The sequence below is a fragment of the Skermanella aerolata KACC 11604 genome (assembly GCF_000936425.1).
Lineage (GTDB): Bacteria > Pseudomonadota > Alphaproteobacteria > Azospirillales > Azospirillaceae > Skermanella > Skermanella aerolata.
Genome location: NZ_AVFK01000008.1, coordinates 99,396 through 117,799, shown reverse-complemented (window position 1 = coordinate 117,799; position 18,404 = coordinate 99,396). Strand labels below are relative to the sequence as shown.

General features: G+C 63.0%; 15 protein-coding genes. 8 read left to right on the top strand and 7 right to left on the bottom strand.

Features of this window, described 5'->3' with window-relative positions; all coding sequences use genetic code 11:
* Positions 1–90 precede the first annotated feature (90 nt).
* The 5 genes from N826_RS39935 to N826_RS12535 form a co-directional block, all read right to left on the bottom strand.
* A complete protein-coding gene (locus tag N826_RS39935; protein ID WP_052831132.1) occupies positions 91–2,802 on the bottom strand; it encodes an ATP-binding protein in 2,712 nt (903 codons plus the stop codon).
* 120 nt (positions 2,803–2,922) lie between these two features.
* Positions 2,923–3,396, bottom strand: coding sequence for a response regulator (locus N826_RS12550; protein WP_044429175.1), 474 nt, complete (start codon positions 3,394–3,396; stop codon positions 2,923–2,925).
* Positions 3,397–3,634: 238 nt separating this feature from the next.
* Entirely contained in the window at positions 3,635–4,900 is a 1,266-nt protein-coding gene (locus tag N826_RS12545) for an MFS transporter (protein ID WP_052831130.1), read from the bottom strand.
* 108 nt (positions 4,901–5,008) lie between these two features.
* On the bottom strand, positions 5,009–6,598 hold the full coding sequence (locus N826_RS12540; protein ID WP_147040494.1) for a methyl-accepting chemotaxis protein: 1,590 nt from the start codon (positions 6,596–6,598) through the stop codon (positions 5,009–5,011).
* Between the two features lie 67 nt (positions 6,599–6,665).
* The gene (locus tag N826_RS12535) at positions 6,666–7,337 is read right to left on the bottom strand and encodes a substrate-binding periplasmic protein (RefSeq protein WP_169789334.1); all 672 of its coding nucleotides are present in this window, start codon (positions 7,335–7,337) and stop codon (positions 6,666–6,668) included.
* 619 nt (positions 7,338–7,956) lie between these two features.
* Between N826_RS12535 and N826_RS12530 the strand changes: the two genes are divergently transcribed.
* The 3 genes from N826_RS12530 (at position 7,957) to N826_RS12520 (ending at position 11,510) form a co-directional block, all read left to right on the top strand.
* A complete protein-coding gene (locus N826_RS12530; RefSeq protein WP_044429172.1) occupies positions 7,957–8,592 on the top strand; it encodes a LuxR C-terminal-related transcriptional regulator in 636 nt (211 codons plus the stop codon).
* 300 nt (positions 8,593–8,892) lie between these two features.
* A complete protein-coding gene (locus N826_RS12525; protein ID WP_044429171.1) occupies positions 8,893–10,314 on the top strand; it encodes a bifunctional enoyl-CoA hydratase/phosphate acetyltransferase in 1,422 nt (473 codons plus the stop codon).
* Positions 10,311–11,510, top strand: coding sequence for an acetate/propionate family kinase (locus N826_RS12520; RefSeq protein ID WP_044429170.1), 1,200 nt, complete (start codon positions 10,311–10,313; stop codon positions 11,508–11,510). Before N826_RS12525 ends, N826_RS12520 begins: the two co-directional genes overlap by 4 nt.
* A gap of 29 nt (positions 11,511–11,539) precedes the next feature.
* Here the strand turns inward: N826_RS12520 and N826_RS12515 are convergent, their stop codons facing one another.
* On the bottom strand, positions 11,540–11,800 hold the full coding sequence (locus tag N826_RS12515; RefSeq protein ID WP_147040496.1) for a hypothetical protein: 261 nt from the start codon (positions 11,798–11,800) through the stop codon (positions 11,540–11,542).
* A gap of 184 nt (positions 11,801–11,984) precedes the next feature.
* Between N826_RS12515 and N826_RS12510 the strand changes: the two genes are divergently transcribed.
* Both N826_RS12510 and N826_RS12505 read left to right on the top strand, forming a co-directional pair.
* Positions 11,985–12,452 carry an RT0821/Lpp0805 family surface protein gene (locus tag N826_RS12510; RefSeq protein ID WP_084720701.1) on the top strand — a complete coding sequence of 156 codons (468 nt, stop codon included), beginning with the start codon at positions 11,985–11,987 and terminating at the stop codon, positions 12,450–12,452.
* Positions 12,453–12,465: 13 nt separating this feature from the next.
* A complete protein-coding gene (locus N826_RS12505; protein ID WP_044429168.1) occupies positions 12,466–13,041 on the top strand; it encodes a peptidoglycan-binding protein in 576 nt (191 codons plus the stop codon).
* 100 nt (positions 13,042–13,141) lie between these two features.
* Here N826_RS12505 and N826_RS12500 read toward each other — a convergent pair whose 3' ends face one another.
* Positions 13,142–14,254 (bottom strand): porin, encoded by a 1,113-nt coding sequence (locus N826_RS12500; protein WP_044429167.1) that lies wholly within the window; start codon positions 14,252–14,254, stop codon positions 13,142–13,144.
* A gap of 408 nt (positions 14,255–14,662) precedes the next feature.
* Here N826_RS12500 and N826_RS12495 point away from each other — a divergent pair, with 408 nt between their 5' ends.
* The 3 genes from N826_RS12495 (at position 14,663) to N826_RS12485 (ending at position 18,403) form a co-directional block, all read left to right on the top strand.
* On the top strand, positions 14,663–16,564 hold the full coding sequence (locus tag N826_RS12495) for a potassium/proton antiporter (protein WP_044429165.1): 1,902 nt from the start codon (positions 14,663–14,665) through the stop codon (positions 16,562–16,564).
* Positions 16,565–16,656: 92 nt separating this feature from the next.
* Positions 16,657–17,271, top strand: a complete 615-nt coding sequence (locus N826_RS12490; protein ID WP_244619530.1) for a DedA family protein — start codon at positions 16,657–16,659, stop codon at positions 17,269–17,271.
* A 109-nt stretch (positions 17,272–17,380) separates the two neighbouring features.
* Positions 17,381–18,403 (top strand): SGNH/GDSL hydrolase family protein, encoded by a 1,023-nt coding sequence (locus N826_RS12485; RefSeq protein ID WP_084720700.1) that lies wholly within the window; start codon positions 17,381–17,383, stop codon positions 18,401–18,403.
* Position 18,404 lies beyond the last annotated feature (1 nt).

Sequence of the window (18,404 nt, the reverse complement as noted above, 5' to 3'; positions counted from 1 at the left end):
GTATTAGGCTCTTCGGGCCATAACAGCGCGATTACGCCATCCAAGCCGATTTGCTGTCCGACGCTAACGGGCCATCGCGGCGGCTGTTCCTCAGCGTATTGCGGCGTGCACAGCTTTTTCCGCCTTGTGGATACACTCTTCGATCGCCTTGTTCAGTTGCAGCGAGTCGATCGGCTTCGTCAGCCAGCAGTCGAATTCGGCAATCCCATCGATCGTATCCTCTCCCGCGCCGTCCGGTCGGGCGTCGGCCGTCAAGGCGATGAGCGGAATGCCGCAGGACGTTCCTGCATCATCATCCTTGCCCATGGAACGTATTCTGGCCGCCGCCTCCTGCCCCCCCATGACCGGCATTTGAAGGTCGAGAATAACGACATCGAACCGGGCAGTGCCGGCAGCCTCGACCGCGGCCAGACCGTTCTCGACAGCCACGACGCTGTGCCCGGCCCGCTTGAGGATGCTGACCAGCAGCAAGCGGTTCAGGTCGTTGTCGTCCGCCAGAAGTATTCGGCGCGGTATCGGAACAGGAACGCCCTTCCTGGCGAGGTCGGAGCGATCCGCGACGCTGCCGATCCCCAGAGGCACGGTAAACCAGAAGGTCGAACCGCCGCCCGGCCTGCTGTCCAGTCCGATCTTCCCTCCCATGCCTTCCACTAGGCGCTTGCAAATCGCAAGCCCAAGACCCGTGCCGCCAAATCGGCGCGTCGTCGTACTGTCGGCCTGCGAGAAGGACTGGAACAGGTTGGCGCGTTCAGCCTCTCCGATACCGATGCCGGTATCCTGCACCTGGAAACGGACGCTCAACGTCTCCTTTCCTGCGGACTGAGCCACAACCCTGATCGTAATGCGGCCATGCTCGGTGAACTTGACCGCATTGCCGACAAGATTCAGCAACACTTGGCGCAGGCGGGTCGGGTCGCCGCGAACGATCCTGTTTTCGACGCCATCGCTCATCTGTTCCAGCACGACACCCTTGTTGAGGGCCGAGCGCTCGAAAAGCCTGACAACCTCGTCGACGACTTGCTGGAGCGGAAAGTCGATCGACTCGAACTTTATCTGATCCGCTTCGATCTTTGAGAAATCGAGGATGTCGTTCAAGACCTTCATGAGCGTTTTCGCCGAGATCCTCATGATGTCGAGCCACTGGCTCTGCTCGACTGAAAGACGCGTGCTGCCCAGCAGATCGATGGTGCCGAGCACGCCCGTCATGGGAGTCCGCAGCTCGTGGCTCATCACCGCCAGAAACCTTGATTTGGCCCGGTTGGCCGCCTCCGCCTGTTCACGGGCCTTGGTGATCGCACGGGATGTCTCGACCGCATCGGTCATGTCGCGACCCACCCCGCGGTAGCCGACGAAAACGCCATCGTTATCGAAGACCGGCTTTCCACTGCTGGCGACAAAATGATCCGTACCGCCGGCCCCGACGACCCGGTAGATAAAGTTGCGGAACGGCCTGCGCGCTTCCAGCGTCGCGGCGAGTTCGACCCAGGCAGCCTGCTCTTCCTCGGTTTGCAGGGAGGTCGCCAGATCCTGCCGCATTTTCCCGATGAAACGTGAACTGTCGGCACCGATCATGCGGATACCTTGAGACATATACGTAAACCGGTGGTCGGTTCCGGTTTCCCAGAACCAGTCGCTCGAAACCTCCGCCATGTCCCGGAACCGCGCTTCCGACTCGATCCGGCTTCGCTCCCGTTGCTCAAGACAGTCGGCCATGTCGTTGAAGGCGCCCGCCAGTTCGCGGAGTTCGCCACCGGGGGGCAGCGGCGCCCTGACGGAAAGGTCCCCTCTGCCCAACCGTGCCGCCGCCTCCCTCACCGCATCCAGCCAGCGGAGTATCAGGAATTCGCCGGCAAGCGCCGCTATCACGATCGAGCCGAACGCGACGAGAAGCAAGGTGGCGAAACTCAACAGACGCTGCTGATCCACCTCCTCCAAAATCGCGGCGCGATCGATGCCCAAGGCAAGCTTGGCGCCTGTTCCGGTCAGGGAAACATGAGCGAAGATCCGCTGGACGCCTTCGATATCCGGCAGTTCACCCTGACCTTCGGGGGAAGCCAGCATTGCCTGTATGAGCGAGTGATCGGGCATCGATTTGCCGACGAGATCAGGCCGTTGCGGTTTCGTGGCCAAAATGGTGCCGTTGGCATCGATCAGCACGAGCGCCAGTTCGGTTCCATCGACCTCGTATCCGGCAAGGTGGTACAGCCAGTCGATATCGATGCTCGCGAATACGACGCCATCGAATCCGCCGCCATCCGGTCTCCGGTCGTCGGACCGGAAGGGAAGCGCCGTGGCCAGGACGGGACGGCCGCTCAGCCGCCCGACGATATAGTTGCTGACGACGAATTCGCCCGTATCGAGCGCATCTTGGAAGTATTGCCGCTGGCTCATGCTGAGCTGGAGGCCGGCCGGATCGTCGGAGCAGGAGACGCTGCCGTCCAGCCTTGCAGTCCAAATATTGGTCAGACCTTTTTCGTGCGAGAAGATATCGGCAAGTATGTCGCTGCAAATGCTCGCATCGTGATTCCTGACGGACGGGATGGACGTCAGGATCCCCAGAAGATTCTCAACGTTCGACAGGAGATCGGCCTGTCGGTGTCCCGCCTCGCGGGTAAGACGGATAACCGACTGACGTGCTTCCGACAATTCCTCCTGACGCTGCGCGTCCAGGATCTCGCCGACCAGCAAGGTGAGGGGAGCGATCCCGCAGGTGGCCAGCAGGACGAGCCTCAGCCGCAAACCGCGCAGAATGCCGAGTAATTTGCCCAGGCGAACTATCATCCTGCCTAGCTTCAGTGCCATCAAACCAATTCCCAGGACCGGTAGATCCAAAGGTATGGCATAGCCTATCCGTATTTGACTATCGGCTTGCGACGATTCCTCACGAGCGACGGTTCGGAGGCGAACCAGGAAGTCCAGGTATCAATGATCGGCAGCCACCTGCGACCGGTTCATTGCAGACACGAACTCGCTGACCATGGCAGCAAGCGTTGAATAACCGACCGGCTTGTACAGCCATCGAATATTCTCTGCCGCCGGCTCGACAAGCTCATTGACGGATATGTCGCCCGTGATGATCACGCCGGGAATACCCGGACCCAACAAGCGACGAAGCAGGTGAATGGCCTTCAAACCCGACATTTCACCGTCAAGATGATAGTCCACGATCACGGCATCCGGAACGAACCCCCGACGCCTTATTTGAGCCAGGGCGTCGGCTACATGTGAAGCCGCAATGACTTGGCAATTCATGTCCTCCAGCGCCCAAGCGAACGCTTGCCCGACCGCCCAGTCATCGTCGATCACGACGACACGGCAAGGTCGGGTTGCCTGATCGACCGGCTGGGTCGGCGAAACGACCGGCAAGATCGACGAGGGGATCGAAAGTAACTGCATTGTTTTCAATCACCGCTAACTGAAACCGAGCAATCTGGGAGATCAGAGATGAGCGACTATAGCTTATGGAATATGACGAAAACAATAGGAATTGAAGGAATGAACTGTACTAAAGCGTGAGGTGATGACTGCAATGGAGCGATCCAAAATTAAAACAATTGTTTGGTAATTCAGTTTCTTAGATTTTGAAATCTTTTTGCCGTCATCAGAATTTTATATTGCCAAACCCGAGTTCGGTTCAGTCGGCGTGTTCCGGCTCCTCCAGCGCGTCGGTAATTCTTGAGCGCGACGACCAGGTCCACAACCACGCCAGCACGGCGACCACCGCTCCGACGGCCAGCGGCAGACGCAGGCCGGCTCGTTCGGATGCGATGCCCATGATGAGGGCGCCGACCGCGGGACCTCCACGGAAGATGATGCCGTAAAGACTGAGCACTCTGCCGCGCATCGATCCATCGACCGACAACTGAAGCAGGGTCTGCGTTCCGACGCCGGTCACAACCATGCAGGCACCGAGAACCGCCAGTGCCGGCAAGGCGATCCACCACCGGTCGCTGGCGACGAAGGCGAGCAGTGCGAGCGCCAGCACCAGGGTATTTCCGAGTGCAAGGGTAGTCAGTCCGGCGGGATCGCCGCTTCGCCGCGCCAGCCACAATCCACCGAGCACGGCGCCCGCTCCCACCGTCGATGTCAGCACGGCCAGACCCTCCGCCCCGGACGCGAAGACAGCCGCAGCGAAGCCCGGCAGCAGTTCCACCACCGGCCTGACACAGATGCAGACGATCGTCAGCAGCATAAGCAGCGGCGCTATTCCCGGATGATGGGCCGCATAGCGGATGCCGGCGGCGACATCGCCCAGAAGCGAGCCCCGCTCCATCCGGGGTTCGATCGTCGCCGGTTCCAGCCGGATCCGGGACAGGGCCGCGAGGAAGAAGATGAAGCTGACCGCGTTGGCGGCAAAGGCGGCGGAAATTCCGCCTGCAACGATCATGAGTCCGGCGACCGCCGGACCGATGAACCGTGCCGAGTTGAAGATGATCGAGTTGATCGCGACGGCGGCAGGCAAATCCTCTCGCCGTACCAAACTGGGGATCAGCGCCAGACGGGCCGGCTGGTTGAATCCCGCGATTACGCCCAGCGCCGCCGTCAGGACCAGCAGCAGCTCGATGGTGATCAGGCCGCTGATGGTCAGCAGGAACAGGACGACCGATTGCGCCATCGCCAGCGCCTGACTGATCTTCGTGACGCGGAGCCGGTCCCAGCGGTCGGCGGCGGCACCGGCGATGGGACCGATGATGACGGTCGGGAACAGATCGGCGAATGCCATGGCGCCCAGCCAGGCGCCGGATCCGGTCAACTGCCAGGTGAGCCAGCCTACCGCGATGCGCTGCATCCAGGTGCCGATCAGGGATGCGGCATTGCCGGCGGTATAGAGACCATAGTTCGGATTGCGAAGGGCTCGGGCGATACCGCCGAAGCCGCTGGGACCAGCAGGCTTGCGCAAGGGTAGGAGTGCTCCGGTGCTTCGGGACTGCCCTCGCTCGCTGACCAAGGGCCACAACGAGTTATAAACAATCCGGAGAACGGAAACATCTCATCCTATGCACGCCGCCTATGCAGCCTTGACCGAATCGAGGAACTGCCTGACTTCTCCTTGAAGAGCGACGAATCGCTCCTGGAGCCGGGCAGCCAGCGCCAGGGTCTCGCGCGCGGCGGTCGAAACGGCGTGGGACGCCCCGGCAGCCTCGCCGATCGTCACGGCGACCGTTTCGGCGCCTTCCGCCGCACCGCTGACCTGGAGGGCGATCTCCGTCGTCGCACCGAGCTGCTCGCCGATCGCTGCCGAAATCCGGCCGGAGCGTTCGTTGAGGTCGGTGATCGCGGAGGAGATCTGCTGCATGGCGTTGACGGTGTCGTGCGTGACCGACTGGATCGCCTTGATCTGGCCGGCGATCTCGTCCGTCGCCCGGGCCGTCTGGTTGGCGAGGCTCTTGACCTCGCTCGCTACGACGGCGAAGCCCTTGCCGGCCTCTCCCGCGCGGGCCGCTTCGATCGTGGCGTTCAGGGCCAGCAGGTTCGTCTGGCCGGCGATCTGGTTGATCAGTTCGGTCACTTCGCCGATCTTGTGTGCGGCCTCCGCCAGCGACTCGACGGTGCGGCGGGTTTCTTCGGCCTTGCCGATCGCGCGCTCCGACACCAGGACCGATTGGCCGACGCTTTCGGCGATGATCTGGATCGACGTCGTCAATTCCTCCGCCGCGGCGCTGGCGATGGACACGTTCTCCGACGCCCTGCCGGCGGCATCGGCGACCGTGGAGTTGCGCCTGTCGGCAAGGAGCGCTCCGTCCAGCACGCCCTCGGCGCCGGCCTTCATCTGGCCGGCCGTGCCCGACACCTCGACGACCGCCAGCTCGACCCGGCTGTCGAAAGCCGCCGCAAGTTCGGTCAGGCGGTGTGCCCGGGCGGCTTCGGCCCGTTGGCTGGCGATCTTTTCCGCCTCCAGCCTTTCACGCTCCTGCGCCTTCGCCTTGAGGACGTCGACCGCACGGGCCAGCGCTCCGATTTCGTCGCGCCGGTCGGTATCCGGGACCGAAACGCCGTGATCGCCGTGGGCGAGCCGTGCGACCAGCCGCGTCAACTTCTCCAGCGGTCCGCTGAACGATGCGATGATGGCATAGAGGATGCCGACGACGATCAGCATGGAGGCGATGCCTCCCCCGATCTGGATCAGAGCCTGCTCACGCAACTGGCTGTCGATCCTTGCCGTCTTCAGACGCAGGACGTATTCGCCGATCTTGGTCGCCTGACCGGACGCACCGCCCTTGATCTCCTGCATCACCTCGATGAAGCCGCTGCCCGTCTTCAGGTCGCCGTCCCCCGCCACGACCTTGGCTTTGGTATCTCGCACGAAGCTCGCCAAGTAATCGGGATCGCCGGCCGACGCCTTGACGATCTCCGCCACCTGCTGGAAGTCGAAGTCGAAAAGCGGGATCGCCGCCGACCGCGCCTGTAGGGCCGCGATGATCTCGGCCCTGGTGTGCAGGTCCGCGTAAGCTGTCTCGCCGGACTTGTACAGCGTGAAGGCGACCGAAAGCATGCCGAAAATCAGCAGCGTCGCGCCGATCAGCAGCAGGGCCTTCTGGCGAATTCCAAGTCGGCCGGTAATTTCGGCGGCGTGGGGCGTCTGATTGTTTGTTGGCATGGTCCGCTTGCGCTCAACGTCTTCAAGGATCAAGGCGCCGCCTTGTCAGCGGCTCCAGCGGAAATCATCACGGAAGCGCACCCGCCGCCTTCAGCTTTTCGTAGCTGGCATCCAGCTTGGCCACGAGCGCTGCGGAATCCGGGCGTTTCAGGGATACGACGAAGTGGCAATCCAGACTGGATATCAGGGTGGATTGCACGTCCGGCGCCGGCTGAGCCTTCAATGCCCGCGCCATCGGCAGCGCATATTGCAGCAGAAGGGGTGCGCGGCCGGCGGTAAGCAACTGCAACGCCTGCTCGGGAGTGCGTGCCTCGATCAGCTGAACGCCGTTGGCCGGGTCGTCCATATAGGTTCGCCAGCCGCCATAGGAATAGCCGGTAAGGACGATGACCTGCTTGCCGGCAAGATCCTCTTTGGCCTTGAAGGCAGGCGTTCCGCCGATCCCCCATGCCCGCAGTTCGATATTGGCGATGACCGACTTGCTGGCGAGGGTGGTTCCCTGGAACGCTTCAGGCGTCTTGATGCCGATGAACAAGTCGTACTGACCATCGACAACCCCCTGGAAGAGCCGGCGCGCCGGTGCCGACTCCGCCGTATAGGTATATCCAGCGTCGGCGGCTACCTTCGCCAGAAGTTCGACCAGACTTCCCTGGGGACTGCCGGACGCGTCAGTATACGTATAGGGCGGCAGTTCCACGTAGGCAGCCTTGATAACCTGAGCCTGTACGGAGGTATGCAAGCTTAACAATGAAAACGCCGTCGCGACCACAGTGAAAAACCAGGCGCGGCGCATATCCGGCAGGAATTTAACCATTTCCTCTCCCGTTTACAAATAATTAACCCTGGGGCCAGAATCTGCCGGCAATTGATTAGTTAGCTTTGTCATTCATGCAGCTTACTAAATAGCCTACCCCCGGAACTTCCGACAAGTGAACTTTTATAATCATTGCTTGTGTTCATGGGCAAGGAAAACGCCGACGCATGTTCCGCTCATAGCATTGTTATGCTTCGCCGCCTTCCGGCTGACGTCCAGGATCCGGATTCATGAAGCAAAGCAAGGAGTTCACCCGTTTGCCGATCAAGCGGATATGTCCTGTAATGGACTAAATGCCGCAGGCAACTCCTATTATCGGAAAATTGAAAAACCTCATCGAGCATATTCTTTGCAGAAGTATTCCGATCTCCTTGCGAGTCATCGGAGAGGAATGCGGGGTGAACCCCTGCTTTCACCCCCCTGTTGCAAAAAGCCCCGAGACATAAAAAAGACCAAACTTCCGGTTGGCTTGTGAAGTAGTTCACTGCCTGCGGCAGCGTCGCGTGGTTCTCTCTGGTCCAGGTTCCCGCGATGGAGAATACCGATGAAACCGGTCCTGACCCTGCTGATCGATCCGCACCGCCTGTTCCGCCAGGGATTGGTGCGTCTGCTCGAAGCCACCCGGTACCAGGTCGTTGCCGAGTATGCTTCGATCGAAGAGGCAATGCGGTCCCCCTTCCACGTGGTGGCGCCGCAGCTTGTCGTAGTCGATCCCAGCAGCGATTCACAGCAAACCATCCCGCAGTTGCGCGCCGCTTTCCCCGAAGCGCGGCTGGTCATGCTGACATCCAGCATGCATCTGGACCGCATGCGCCAGATCGGAGAACTTCCGGTCCAGGGCTTCCTGACCAAGGAGCTGGAGCCGAGCGAGCTGGCCTCTTCGCTGGACCGGATCATGGACGGTCAGATCCTGTTCCCGAAGATCATGGCGCCGATGGTCGTAACGGCCCCGCATGCGCCGACTCCGCGCGGCCTGACGGCCCGCGAGGCGGAAATCCTGAAGCGGCTGGTCAACGGCGACAGCAACCGGATGATCGCGGCGCATCTTTCGCTCAGCGAAATGGTCGTCAAGGCCTCGGTCAAGCAGTTGCTCCGCAAGATCAAGGCGGCCAACCGGACCCAGGCGGCGCTCTGGGCGATCCACCAGGGCTTCGACCGTCCGCAGGCGCGCAGCGCCTGACCGCACAACGCCTGACCACACGACGCTTGGCTGGCCAGCCCTTGACAGGATGGTCACGCCAGGGACGGCACCTCAAGGCCGGGGCGGAACGGCGCCTCCTCCCCGCCTTCGGGCCAGCGCCTTGTTGCCGCACCGCAGCAAGTCTCCGCGAAAGATAATGATCTTGTAACAGTGCGTCCTTACAGTGGTGTTGCCGAGCGGGACTGGTGAACCGCGCGTGGCACGCCGCTGCCTCGTTTCCGTGCTCGGTTACCTCAACTTCCCGGCTGTCCCGACAGCCGATGCGACTTCAGGGACCCCATGGCACGGAACCGGACCTTCAACGAGATTTCGGTCGGCGACACCGCGACGATCCACCGGGTCTGCACGGCGAACGATCTCGTGATCTTCGCCCACGCATCCGGAAATCTCAATCCGCTGTCGCTGCCCCATGACAAGGACCTCGACGGGCGTACCGATCCCGACACCGTCGCCCCAAGCATGTGGGTCGGTTCGCAGATTTCCGCCATTCTCGGCAATTCCCTGCCGGGCGCCGGGACCAGGTACCGCAGCCAGACGCTGAACTTCCACGAGCGCGTCCATGTCGGGGACGATCTGGCGATCACCGTCACCGTAACAGCCAAGCACGAGCCCGGCATCGTCATCCTCGACTGCACCCTGACCAACCAGAAGGGGCAGCTGGTAGCGGACGGCATCGCCGACGTGCTGGCGCCGACCGAACATATCGACATTCCCGACGCGGCACTACCCAAGCTGGTGGTCCAGCGCCATGAAAAATTTACCCGGATGATCCATGCCTGCCAGACGCTCCCGCCGCTGACCACCGCCGTCGTCTACCCGACCGACCGCAGTTCCCTGGGCGGCGCGGTGCTGGCGGCCGAGGCGCGCCTGATCGATCCCGTGCTGATCGGTCCGGGGGAGCGTATCCGCGCCTTGGCCGCTGAAATGGGCGTCGACATATCGCACTATCCCCTGATCGAGATCCTCCAGTCCGAAGCGGCGGCGGCCCATTCTGTCGAGCTGGTCCACCAGGGCAAGGTCGGCGCCATCATGAAGGGGAACCTTCATTCCGACGAGCTGCTGCACGAAGTGACCAAGGCCGGCACCGGGCTGCGCACCAACTACAGGATCAGCCACATCTTCGTGATGGACGTGCCGGGCATGGACCATCTGCTGCTGGTCAGCGATGCCGCGATCAACATCCTGCCGTCGTTGGAAACCAAGGTCGACATCGTCCAGAACTCGATCGACCTGGCGCTGGCGCTCGGCATCAGCCAGCCGCGCGTCGGCATCCTGTCCGCGCTGGAAACGGTCAACCCCAAGATCCCGTCCACGATCGACGCCGCCGTCCTGTCCAAGATGGCGGAGCGCGGTCAGATCAAGGGCGGCATCGTCGATGGTCCGCTCGCCATGGACAATGCGGTCGATCTGGAAGCGGCGAAGACCAAGGGCATCGCATCCCTCGTCGCCGGCCGGGCCGACGTGCTGATCGTGCCGAACCTCGAGGCCGGCAACATGCTGGCGAAGGAACTCACATTTATCGCCCACGCGGATGCCGCCGGTCTGGTGCTCGGCGCACAGGTGCCCGTCATCCTGACCAGCCGGGCGGACGACGAGAAATCCCGCCTGGCCTCCTGTGCCCTGGCGCAGCTTTATCAAGCCTACCGGAAGACCGGCAAGGCACTGCTCGACCTCAACGGCGTATCGGGAGCACAACAATGAGCGACAGCATCCTCGTCCTCAACGCCGGATCCAGCAGCATCAAGTTCTCGGTCCAGACCCCGACCGGGCCGGACACGGTCCGCATGCTCGCGGTCGGGCAGATCGAAGGCATCGGGACCCACACGCACTTCATCGCTAAGAGCGCAGACGGCGCGGTTCTGGCTGAAACGCGCTGGCCCGACGGTGCCGGCCCCGCCAACCACGATGCCGCCCTCCATGTCATCAGCGAGTGGCTCGACGGTTTCCTGGGCGATGCCCGAGTCCTCGCGGTCGGCCACCGAGTCGTTCATGGCGGCTCCAACTACACCGGCCCCGTCGCGATCACGCCGGCTGTCATGGCGAAGCTGCGGGAACTGGTGCCGCTGGCTCCCCTGCATCAGCCGCACAATCTGGCTCCGATCGAAGCGGTCGGGACCCGTTATCCGGGCGTGCTCCAGGTGGCCTGCTTCGACACCTCGTTCCATCGCGGCCACAGCTTCGCAGCCGAAGCCTTCGCGATCCCGTACAAGTTCTACGAACAAGGTGTCCGCCGCTACGGCTTTCACGGCCTGTCCTATGAATATGTCTCGCGGCGACTGCTGGAAATCGCGCCGGACATCGCCCATGGCAAGGTCGTCGTCGCTCATCTAGGCAACGGCGCCAGCATGTGCGCGATCAGCGACGGCGCCAGCGTCGAAAGCACCATGGGCTTCACGGCGCTCGACGGGCTTGCGATGGGTACGCGCAGCGGACAGCTCGACCCGGGCGTTCTGCTCCATCTGATGGGCTCGCTCGGCATGACCGTCCCGGAAGTGACGCGGCTGCTCTACCACGAGTCCGGCCTGAAAGGACTGTCGGGCATCAGTTCTGACATGCGGGATCTTGAACAGAGCGCCGATCCCCATGCCGCTGCCGCCATCGATTATTTCGTCTATGCCATCCGGAAGCAGGTCGGCGCGCTGGCGGCGGCAATGGGAGGGATCGACGCCCTTATCTTCACGGCGGGCATCGGCGAAAACTCCGCCAATGTCCGCCGCCGGGTCTGTGACGGCCTGCAATGGTTAGGAGTCGATCTGGACGGAGACGCGAACGACCACGGCGCCGACGTCATCTCGGCGCCCGGCTCGCGGACCAGGGTCATGATCGTCAGGACCAGCGAGGAAACGATGATCGCCCTTCATGCTCTAGAGGCCATGTCGGCCGAAGCGGTCGCCTGACAACCGGCCCCTTCGACCGGTTCTGCCGATCAGTCCAGCTTGTCCTCGCCCGGAATGGAGCCCTGACGCATCAGGTCGCCGGGCGTGGTTCCATCGCCGGCACCCGGGCTGTTGCTGGTCCGGGGAGCGCCGGTCGCGGGACCGTTGCTTCCCGGCGTACCCAGTGCGGCGCCACCGGATGTCGTGGACCTGCCTTCAGGCGTCTTGTTGCTTCCCGAATTCATCAGATTGGCACAGGCGCTCGTCCCAAGAAGAACAAGACCGAGAAAGGCGATCGCCATACGCGACATGATTCGCTCCTGATTTCGTTGTCGTTCCGGCAATCATGGTTCGTCTGATCACCCCGACCGGAAAACAGCGCGCCTTGCGCTTCATTCCCCGAAAGGTCCGGTATTTTCGGGGCAGCACGGCTGGAACCTTTGAATCTTCGTGACGTTTGACGGGCCAGCCCAGCCCGTAACGGAGAAGATCGTCATGATGATGCGCAGGACCACTATCGCGGCTTTAGCCGCCCTGTCCCTGAGCCTGGGGGCCTGCGAGGGGATGAATACCGGTCAGACCGTCGGAACGCTGGGCGGCGCTGCCGGCGGCGCGCTGCTCGGTTCGCAGATCGGCGGCGGCAGTGGCCAGCTGGCGGCGACGGCGGTCGGTACGCTGGTGGGCGCTCTCGCCGGCGGAAAGCTCGGCGGCTATCTCCAGGGCAACGACCATCAGACGGCGACCCAGGCCGAACAGAGTGCCGTCGCACAGGGCGAGCCGATCCAGTGGAGCAATCCCGAGACCGGCAACCGCGGCACCATCGAACCGACCCGCACCTATCAGGATCAGAGCGGCCAGACCTGCCGGGAATATCAGCACACGGTCTATGTTGGCGGCAGGGCCGAACAGGCACGCGGCGACGCCTGCCGGCAACCCGACGGAACCTGGAGGATCGTGAGCTGAACGGCTTCCACCGATGGGAGGAACAGCGGGCCGTCCAAAGCTGCTGACGGTCGTGGCCGTTGTCGCGACACTAACGATGGCAGGACCGGCGGCGGCTCAGTACGATGAAGCGCTTTTCGCGTTCAATCGCGGCGACTTCGCGACAGCGGCCAGGCAGTTCGAAGAAGTCGCCCGCGAGGGCGATCCGGACGCCCAGTACTGGCTGGGCCGGATCTACGAAGGCGGGCTGGGACGTCCGCGCGATCCCGTGACTGCCTATGGCTGGTTCGAGCGGGCGGCCGAATCGGGCCATCAGGACGCGGCAACCCTGCGTGACAGGATGGCTGCACGGCTGACCCAGGAGCAACTCGCCGAAGCCCGCCGCCGCTCCGCCCCTGGCAATGCCGCAAAAGACCGGGAAGCGCGCGACCTGATCGCGGCAATCCAGCGGGAGCTGAACAGGCTGGGATACAGGACGGGCGTACCGGACGGTATCGCCGGAAATCGGACACGGACCGCCATCGAGCGGTTCCAGCGCGAGGTGGGCCTTGATGTCACCGGTATGGCGACGGACCGGTTGCTCGACCGTCTCCGCGTAAGCGGAAATTGAACAAGCGGCACACAAAAAGCGGCACATGAAAAAAGGGGCAGCGGATGACCGCTGCCCCTTTTCCCATAACCCTGTTCCGGACGAACCGGAACCTGCCTGATTAGAAGTTCAGGCGGGTGCTGACGACGGCGACGTAGCCTTCGTTGCTGGCCGGCGTGCCGGTGGTCAGGTTCACGACGTCTTCGTCGACATACATGAAGTCGCCCTGGAGGACGAGACCCGGAGCGATCGTGTAAGCAACACCACCACCGTAGGTCTTGTAGTCGGAAGCGTAGGTCGTGAAGCCGGCCTTGGCGCCTTCGGCGTCGGCATAGGTCAGGCCGACGGCGAACGGGCCGGCGGTGTAGCTGGCACCGAGGTGCCAAGCGGTCGCATCGCTCGCGGCGGTGCCGGAGGCGGCGCCGAAGTCGTCACCGTCGATGTAGCCGCCGCCGAACTTGAAGCCGGCGTAGCCGACCTGGGCACCGGCCTGCCATGCGAAGAAGTCTTCCAGCTCGATGGCAGCCCGCGACTCGCCCGTGCCGGTGGTGGCGGTGGCGCCAGCGGCGACCGAGAAGCCGGCGAAGGTGCCGGTGTAGTTCGCACCGAATTCCCAGAAGTCCTTGTAGGACGGGGTCTGAGACTTCAGGGCGACGACGTTCTGGGCTTCGCTGCCATTCTGGGTGGCATAGCTGACGCCAGCCTGGATACCGGCAAACCGCGGGGTCAGGTACATGACCTTGGTCGCGTCACCCGAGTCCGGAGCCTTCACCAGACCGAAGAACGGCTGGGCGCCGAAGAGAGCACCCGACGTGGCGTCGGTGGCGCTCAGGAAGTCGTAGCCGTCGCCGTCGATCTGCTCGATGCCGACCAGCGGGGCGTAGATGGCCAGGGTGTCGGCGGCGCCGTCGAAGTCACCCAGTTCGATACGGCCCCAAGTGCCCGACAGATAGACGGACGCTTCGTCGGTGGAGACACCGCCGCCGGCGCTGGAGTTCTGCAGCTCGACCTTGGCGCCGTAGAGCAGACCGTTGTCGGCCTTGCCGTCGGCGCGGACGACGATTTCCGTCTCGATCTGGAATTCGCGGCTGGTGCGGTTGGCTGCGTCGTCATCGTAGTAAGCACCGAAGAACTCGGTGTAACCGCCGAGGGAAACAGTGATCTGCGCCTGAGCGGCCTGTGCGTACAGAGCAGCGGCTGCGATCGCGGTGGTCCCCAAAAGGATCTTTTTCATTTAAGCTACCCCTATCGAGTATTCATTCAACCGACGCAGCCACGATCGTGTCGTCCCCGCTGTCGTCTTGGCGGTATAGATACCTCAATGCTGGCTCAGCTAAAGTTCTTTCTGACAACAACTGTGAGCTTTGGCCACATATGTGCTTCTCGTGTAACATAATACATTTGGGTTATGACCTCTGGCAATCGATCTACATTCAACATTGATCGAATTTTACTCAGATTTGCTCCGCCTCCCTTTTGCAGCTTTTCGGACCGGCGCCGGTGCGACAAACAGGGCCGGATGTTTCGCGTAGCCAAAGACGACAACCTGCCATAGTCTCCCCAGGAGGCAGCATGGCCTGTTTAGGGCAAATCGTTTTGGCAATCGGTTGAGATACAACTTACGTCGGGGCAAGACGGTTACATGGAATTCAATAATCTGATAATTCTGATTGCAACGATACTCCTGCTGGTCAGTATTTTCACAAGCCTGATCTCATTTCGGATCGGCGCACCGTTACTTCTGATTTTCCTTGGCGTCGGATTGGCCGCCGGCGAAGACGGTATCGGCGGCATCTCGTTCGACAATACGCCGGCCGCTTTCCTGATCGGCAGCGTGGCGCTTGCCATCATCCTGTTCGAAAGCGGTTTCGACACCCGCTTCTCCAGCTACAGGGTCGCGGCCGCCCCGGCTCTGACCCTCGCGACAGTGGGTGTTCTCATCACGACGGGCCTCGTGGGTCTTGCCGCTCACGTCGCGCTGAGCCTGCCCTGGCGCGAATCGCTGCTGCTCGGCGCAATCGTCAGTTCGACCGATGCCGCGGCGGTGTTCTTCCTGCTGCGAGTTGGCGGCATCACTCTCCGCGATCGGGTGCGCTCGACGCTGGAAATCGAATCCGGCACCAACGACCCCATGTCGATCTTCCTGACCCTGGCGCTGGTTCAGTTGATCACCGCAGACGGCGACCAGTCCCCCTGGCATCTGCCGGCCTTGTTCCTGTCCCAGATCGGCGGCGGCGTCCTGTTCGGGCTGGTGGGCGGATGGCTGCTGGTGCTCGCGATCAACAGGGTCAAGCTGGAACCGGGGCTTTACCCGATCGTCTCGCTGTCGATGGCCCTATTCATCTTCGCACTCGCCGGCGTCGCCGAAGGAAGCGGCTTTCTCGCCGTCTATGTCGCCGGTCTGGTCGCGGGAAATTCGAAACTGCGCGGCGCGCAAAGCCTGCGCCGCTTCCACAACGGGCTCACCTGGCTCAGCCAGATCGTCATGTTCGTGATGCTGGGATTGCTGGCCAGCCCGGCGCAATTCCCCAGCCTGTTCCTGCCGGCGGCGGCGCTTGCCGTGGTGCTGATCCTCGTCGCCCGCCCGATCGCCATCTGGCTGTGCCTGGCGCCTTTCCGGTTCACGAACAACGAGACCACCTTCATCGCCTGGGTCGGTCTTCGCGGTGCCGTGTCGATCCTGCTCGCGATCGTCCCGATCCTGTTCGGATTGCCGGACGGGCAGCTCTACTTCAACATCGCCTTCCTGATCGTCATGATGTCGCTGCTGGTGCAGGGCTGGACGATCCGGCCGCTGGCCCACTGGCTCAAGCTGATCGTCCCGCCGCGAATCGGTCCGGTGGACAGGGTCGAACTGGAACTTCCGGGGCAGGCCGACTATGAGCTGGTGGCTTATACGATCCTCGAGCACAGTCCGGTGGTCAGCGGCCACCGGCTGCCACGCTGGGCACGCCCGTCGCTGATCATCCGCGACGGACAGGTACGGACGATCCATACAGTCCGCCATCTCCAGGCGGGCGACCTAGTATACTTGTTCACTGCGCCGTCGCGCGTCTCCATGCTCGACCGCCTTTTCGGCGAAACACGCGAACTGGCGGAAGACGACCGCCAGTTCTTCGGCGATCTGGCGCTGAAGGCCGACATGACGGTCGCGGCGCTCGCGGAGCTGTACGGCCTGCCGCTGTCGATCCGCAACGCCAAGCTCACGCTGGCCGAGCTGTTCCGGCAGGAATTCCGCGACGCCGTGGAGGTCGGCGACAGGCTGCGCATGGGATCGGTGGAATTGATCGCCCGCGACATGCAGGACGGGGAGTTGCGCGTCGTCGGGCTGGCATTGGAGCCGGCAGCACCGCAGTCCGGGCCACGCCCTCCCGCCATCCCCCTCCCCCGCGACCTGATCCGCATGCTTGAAGCGGCGCGGAGTCGTCTCTACTTCCGTCTGTGGCAGCGGCGTCAGCGCAGACAGGCGCGCCGTGCGGAACGGCTCGCGCGCCGTCAAGCCAAACGGCAGGCTAAGGACGAGGCATCTCGATCGGCGGATTGAGTCGCCTGCAACCGAGTCGTTGGCGCGCGGGTTGTTAAGCGATCACATAACGCCAGGGATTGAGGCCGATGTTTGACTGGATTACAGGTTTGATGAATGGGCTGGGATATGCCGGCATCGCCCTGCTGATGTTCCTCGAGAATATTTTTCCGCCGATCCCCTCCGAAGTCGTGATGCCGCTTGCAGGTTTCACCGCCACCCAGGGTGGCATGTCCCTGGTCGGCGTGATCGTGGCCGGCAGCCTGGGGTCGCTGCTCGGAGCGCTGCCCTGGTACTACGCCGGCAAGGTTTATGGCCATAAACGAATGCGCGAGTTCGCCGACCGCTACGGCCGCTGGATCACCGTGTCGCCCGACGACATCGACCATGCGACGGACTGGTTCAACCGTCATGGCCGATCCGCCGTCCTGATCGGGCGCCTCGTGCCGGGTGTCCGCACCCTGATCTCCGTCCCGGCCGGAATCAGCGGGATGGGCCTGTTTCCGTTCCTGCTCTACTCCACGATTGGAACAGTGGCCTGGACCAGTCTGCTTGCCATCTGCGGCTACATCCTGCGGGATCAGTGGAGTGCGGTGGAGGCCTATATCAGCCCGGTCAGCACCATCCTGATCACAGGACTGGTCCTGCTGTTCGCCTATCGCTTTGTCCGCCAGTGGCGAGGCCGGCGCCGGCAGCGGCGCGAGATGTCACAGCAAGCGGGAGAATGACGCTGAACTCCCCCGGTCTCCAACTGAGACGTTGAAGCGTTCCGCCTGTTCCTCTACAAGAACGCGAACGCTAATATACTAAAAGTTGTGTAAATTCGTTGGAGGCCAGATGCTGGCAATTTGGTGGAACAAGGGTGCGATGGCTGGGGCAGGCTTGGGCCTTTGCCTCGGCATCGCGGCGGCAGCTACGCCGGCCGGCGCGGCGCCGACATCGATCTACGCCTTCGGGGACAGCCTGACCGACACGGGCAACATCACCTCGGCTACTTTCGGCGCTCTCCCGCTGTCACCGCCCTATGCGCCCGGCCGGTTCTCCAACGGACCGCTCTGGATCGACCGGGTGGCGGAAGCTTACGGAACCCAGGCTGTCCCGTCGCTGGCGGGCGGCAACAACTATGCTTTCGGCGGGGCGACCACCGGCGGTACCGTCCCTCCGGGCGTCACCTTCCAGACGCTCGACTATCTGGCGCGGCAGGGGACGAAGGGAGCGGACCCTGATGCCCTTTACATCGTCTATGGCGGCGGCAACGACGTCCGGAACGAGCTGACCTCGACCCTGGCGCCGGAAGCCTTGGCTGCCGCGGCGACCGAGAACGTCCGGCAGGCGCTTACGAGCCTCGCCCTGGCGGGTGCCGAGTACATCATGGTGCCCAACCTCAGCGATCTGGCCCTGACGCCCGAATCGATCGCCGGCGGTCCCGAGATTATGGCGCGGGCCACCAGCCTTTCAGCCGCCTTCAACACAGCGCTGACCGGCGTCCTGGCCGGGCTTGAAGCGGCTTTCCCGGTCGATCTGATCACGCTGGACGTCCGCAGCCTGTTCAATTCCGTCGCCGGCAATCCGGCTCAATACGGCCTGACCAGCGTCAACACGCCCTGCTTCACGGGCGCGGTGGACCGCCCCGGAACCGTCTGCGCGAACCCGGACGAATACCTGTTCTGGGACAGCGTCCATCCGACCACTGTCGCCCACCGGATACTTGGCGACTATGCCCTGGCGGCGCTGGCGGGCTGGGACGCGTCGGCCGGCGACCCCGACGCCGACCCGCTCCAGGTCGCGGAACCGGCGACTCTGGTCATGCTGGCCGGCGGTCTGCTCGGCCTCGGCCTCATGCGGCGCCGGCAGGACTGAA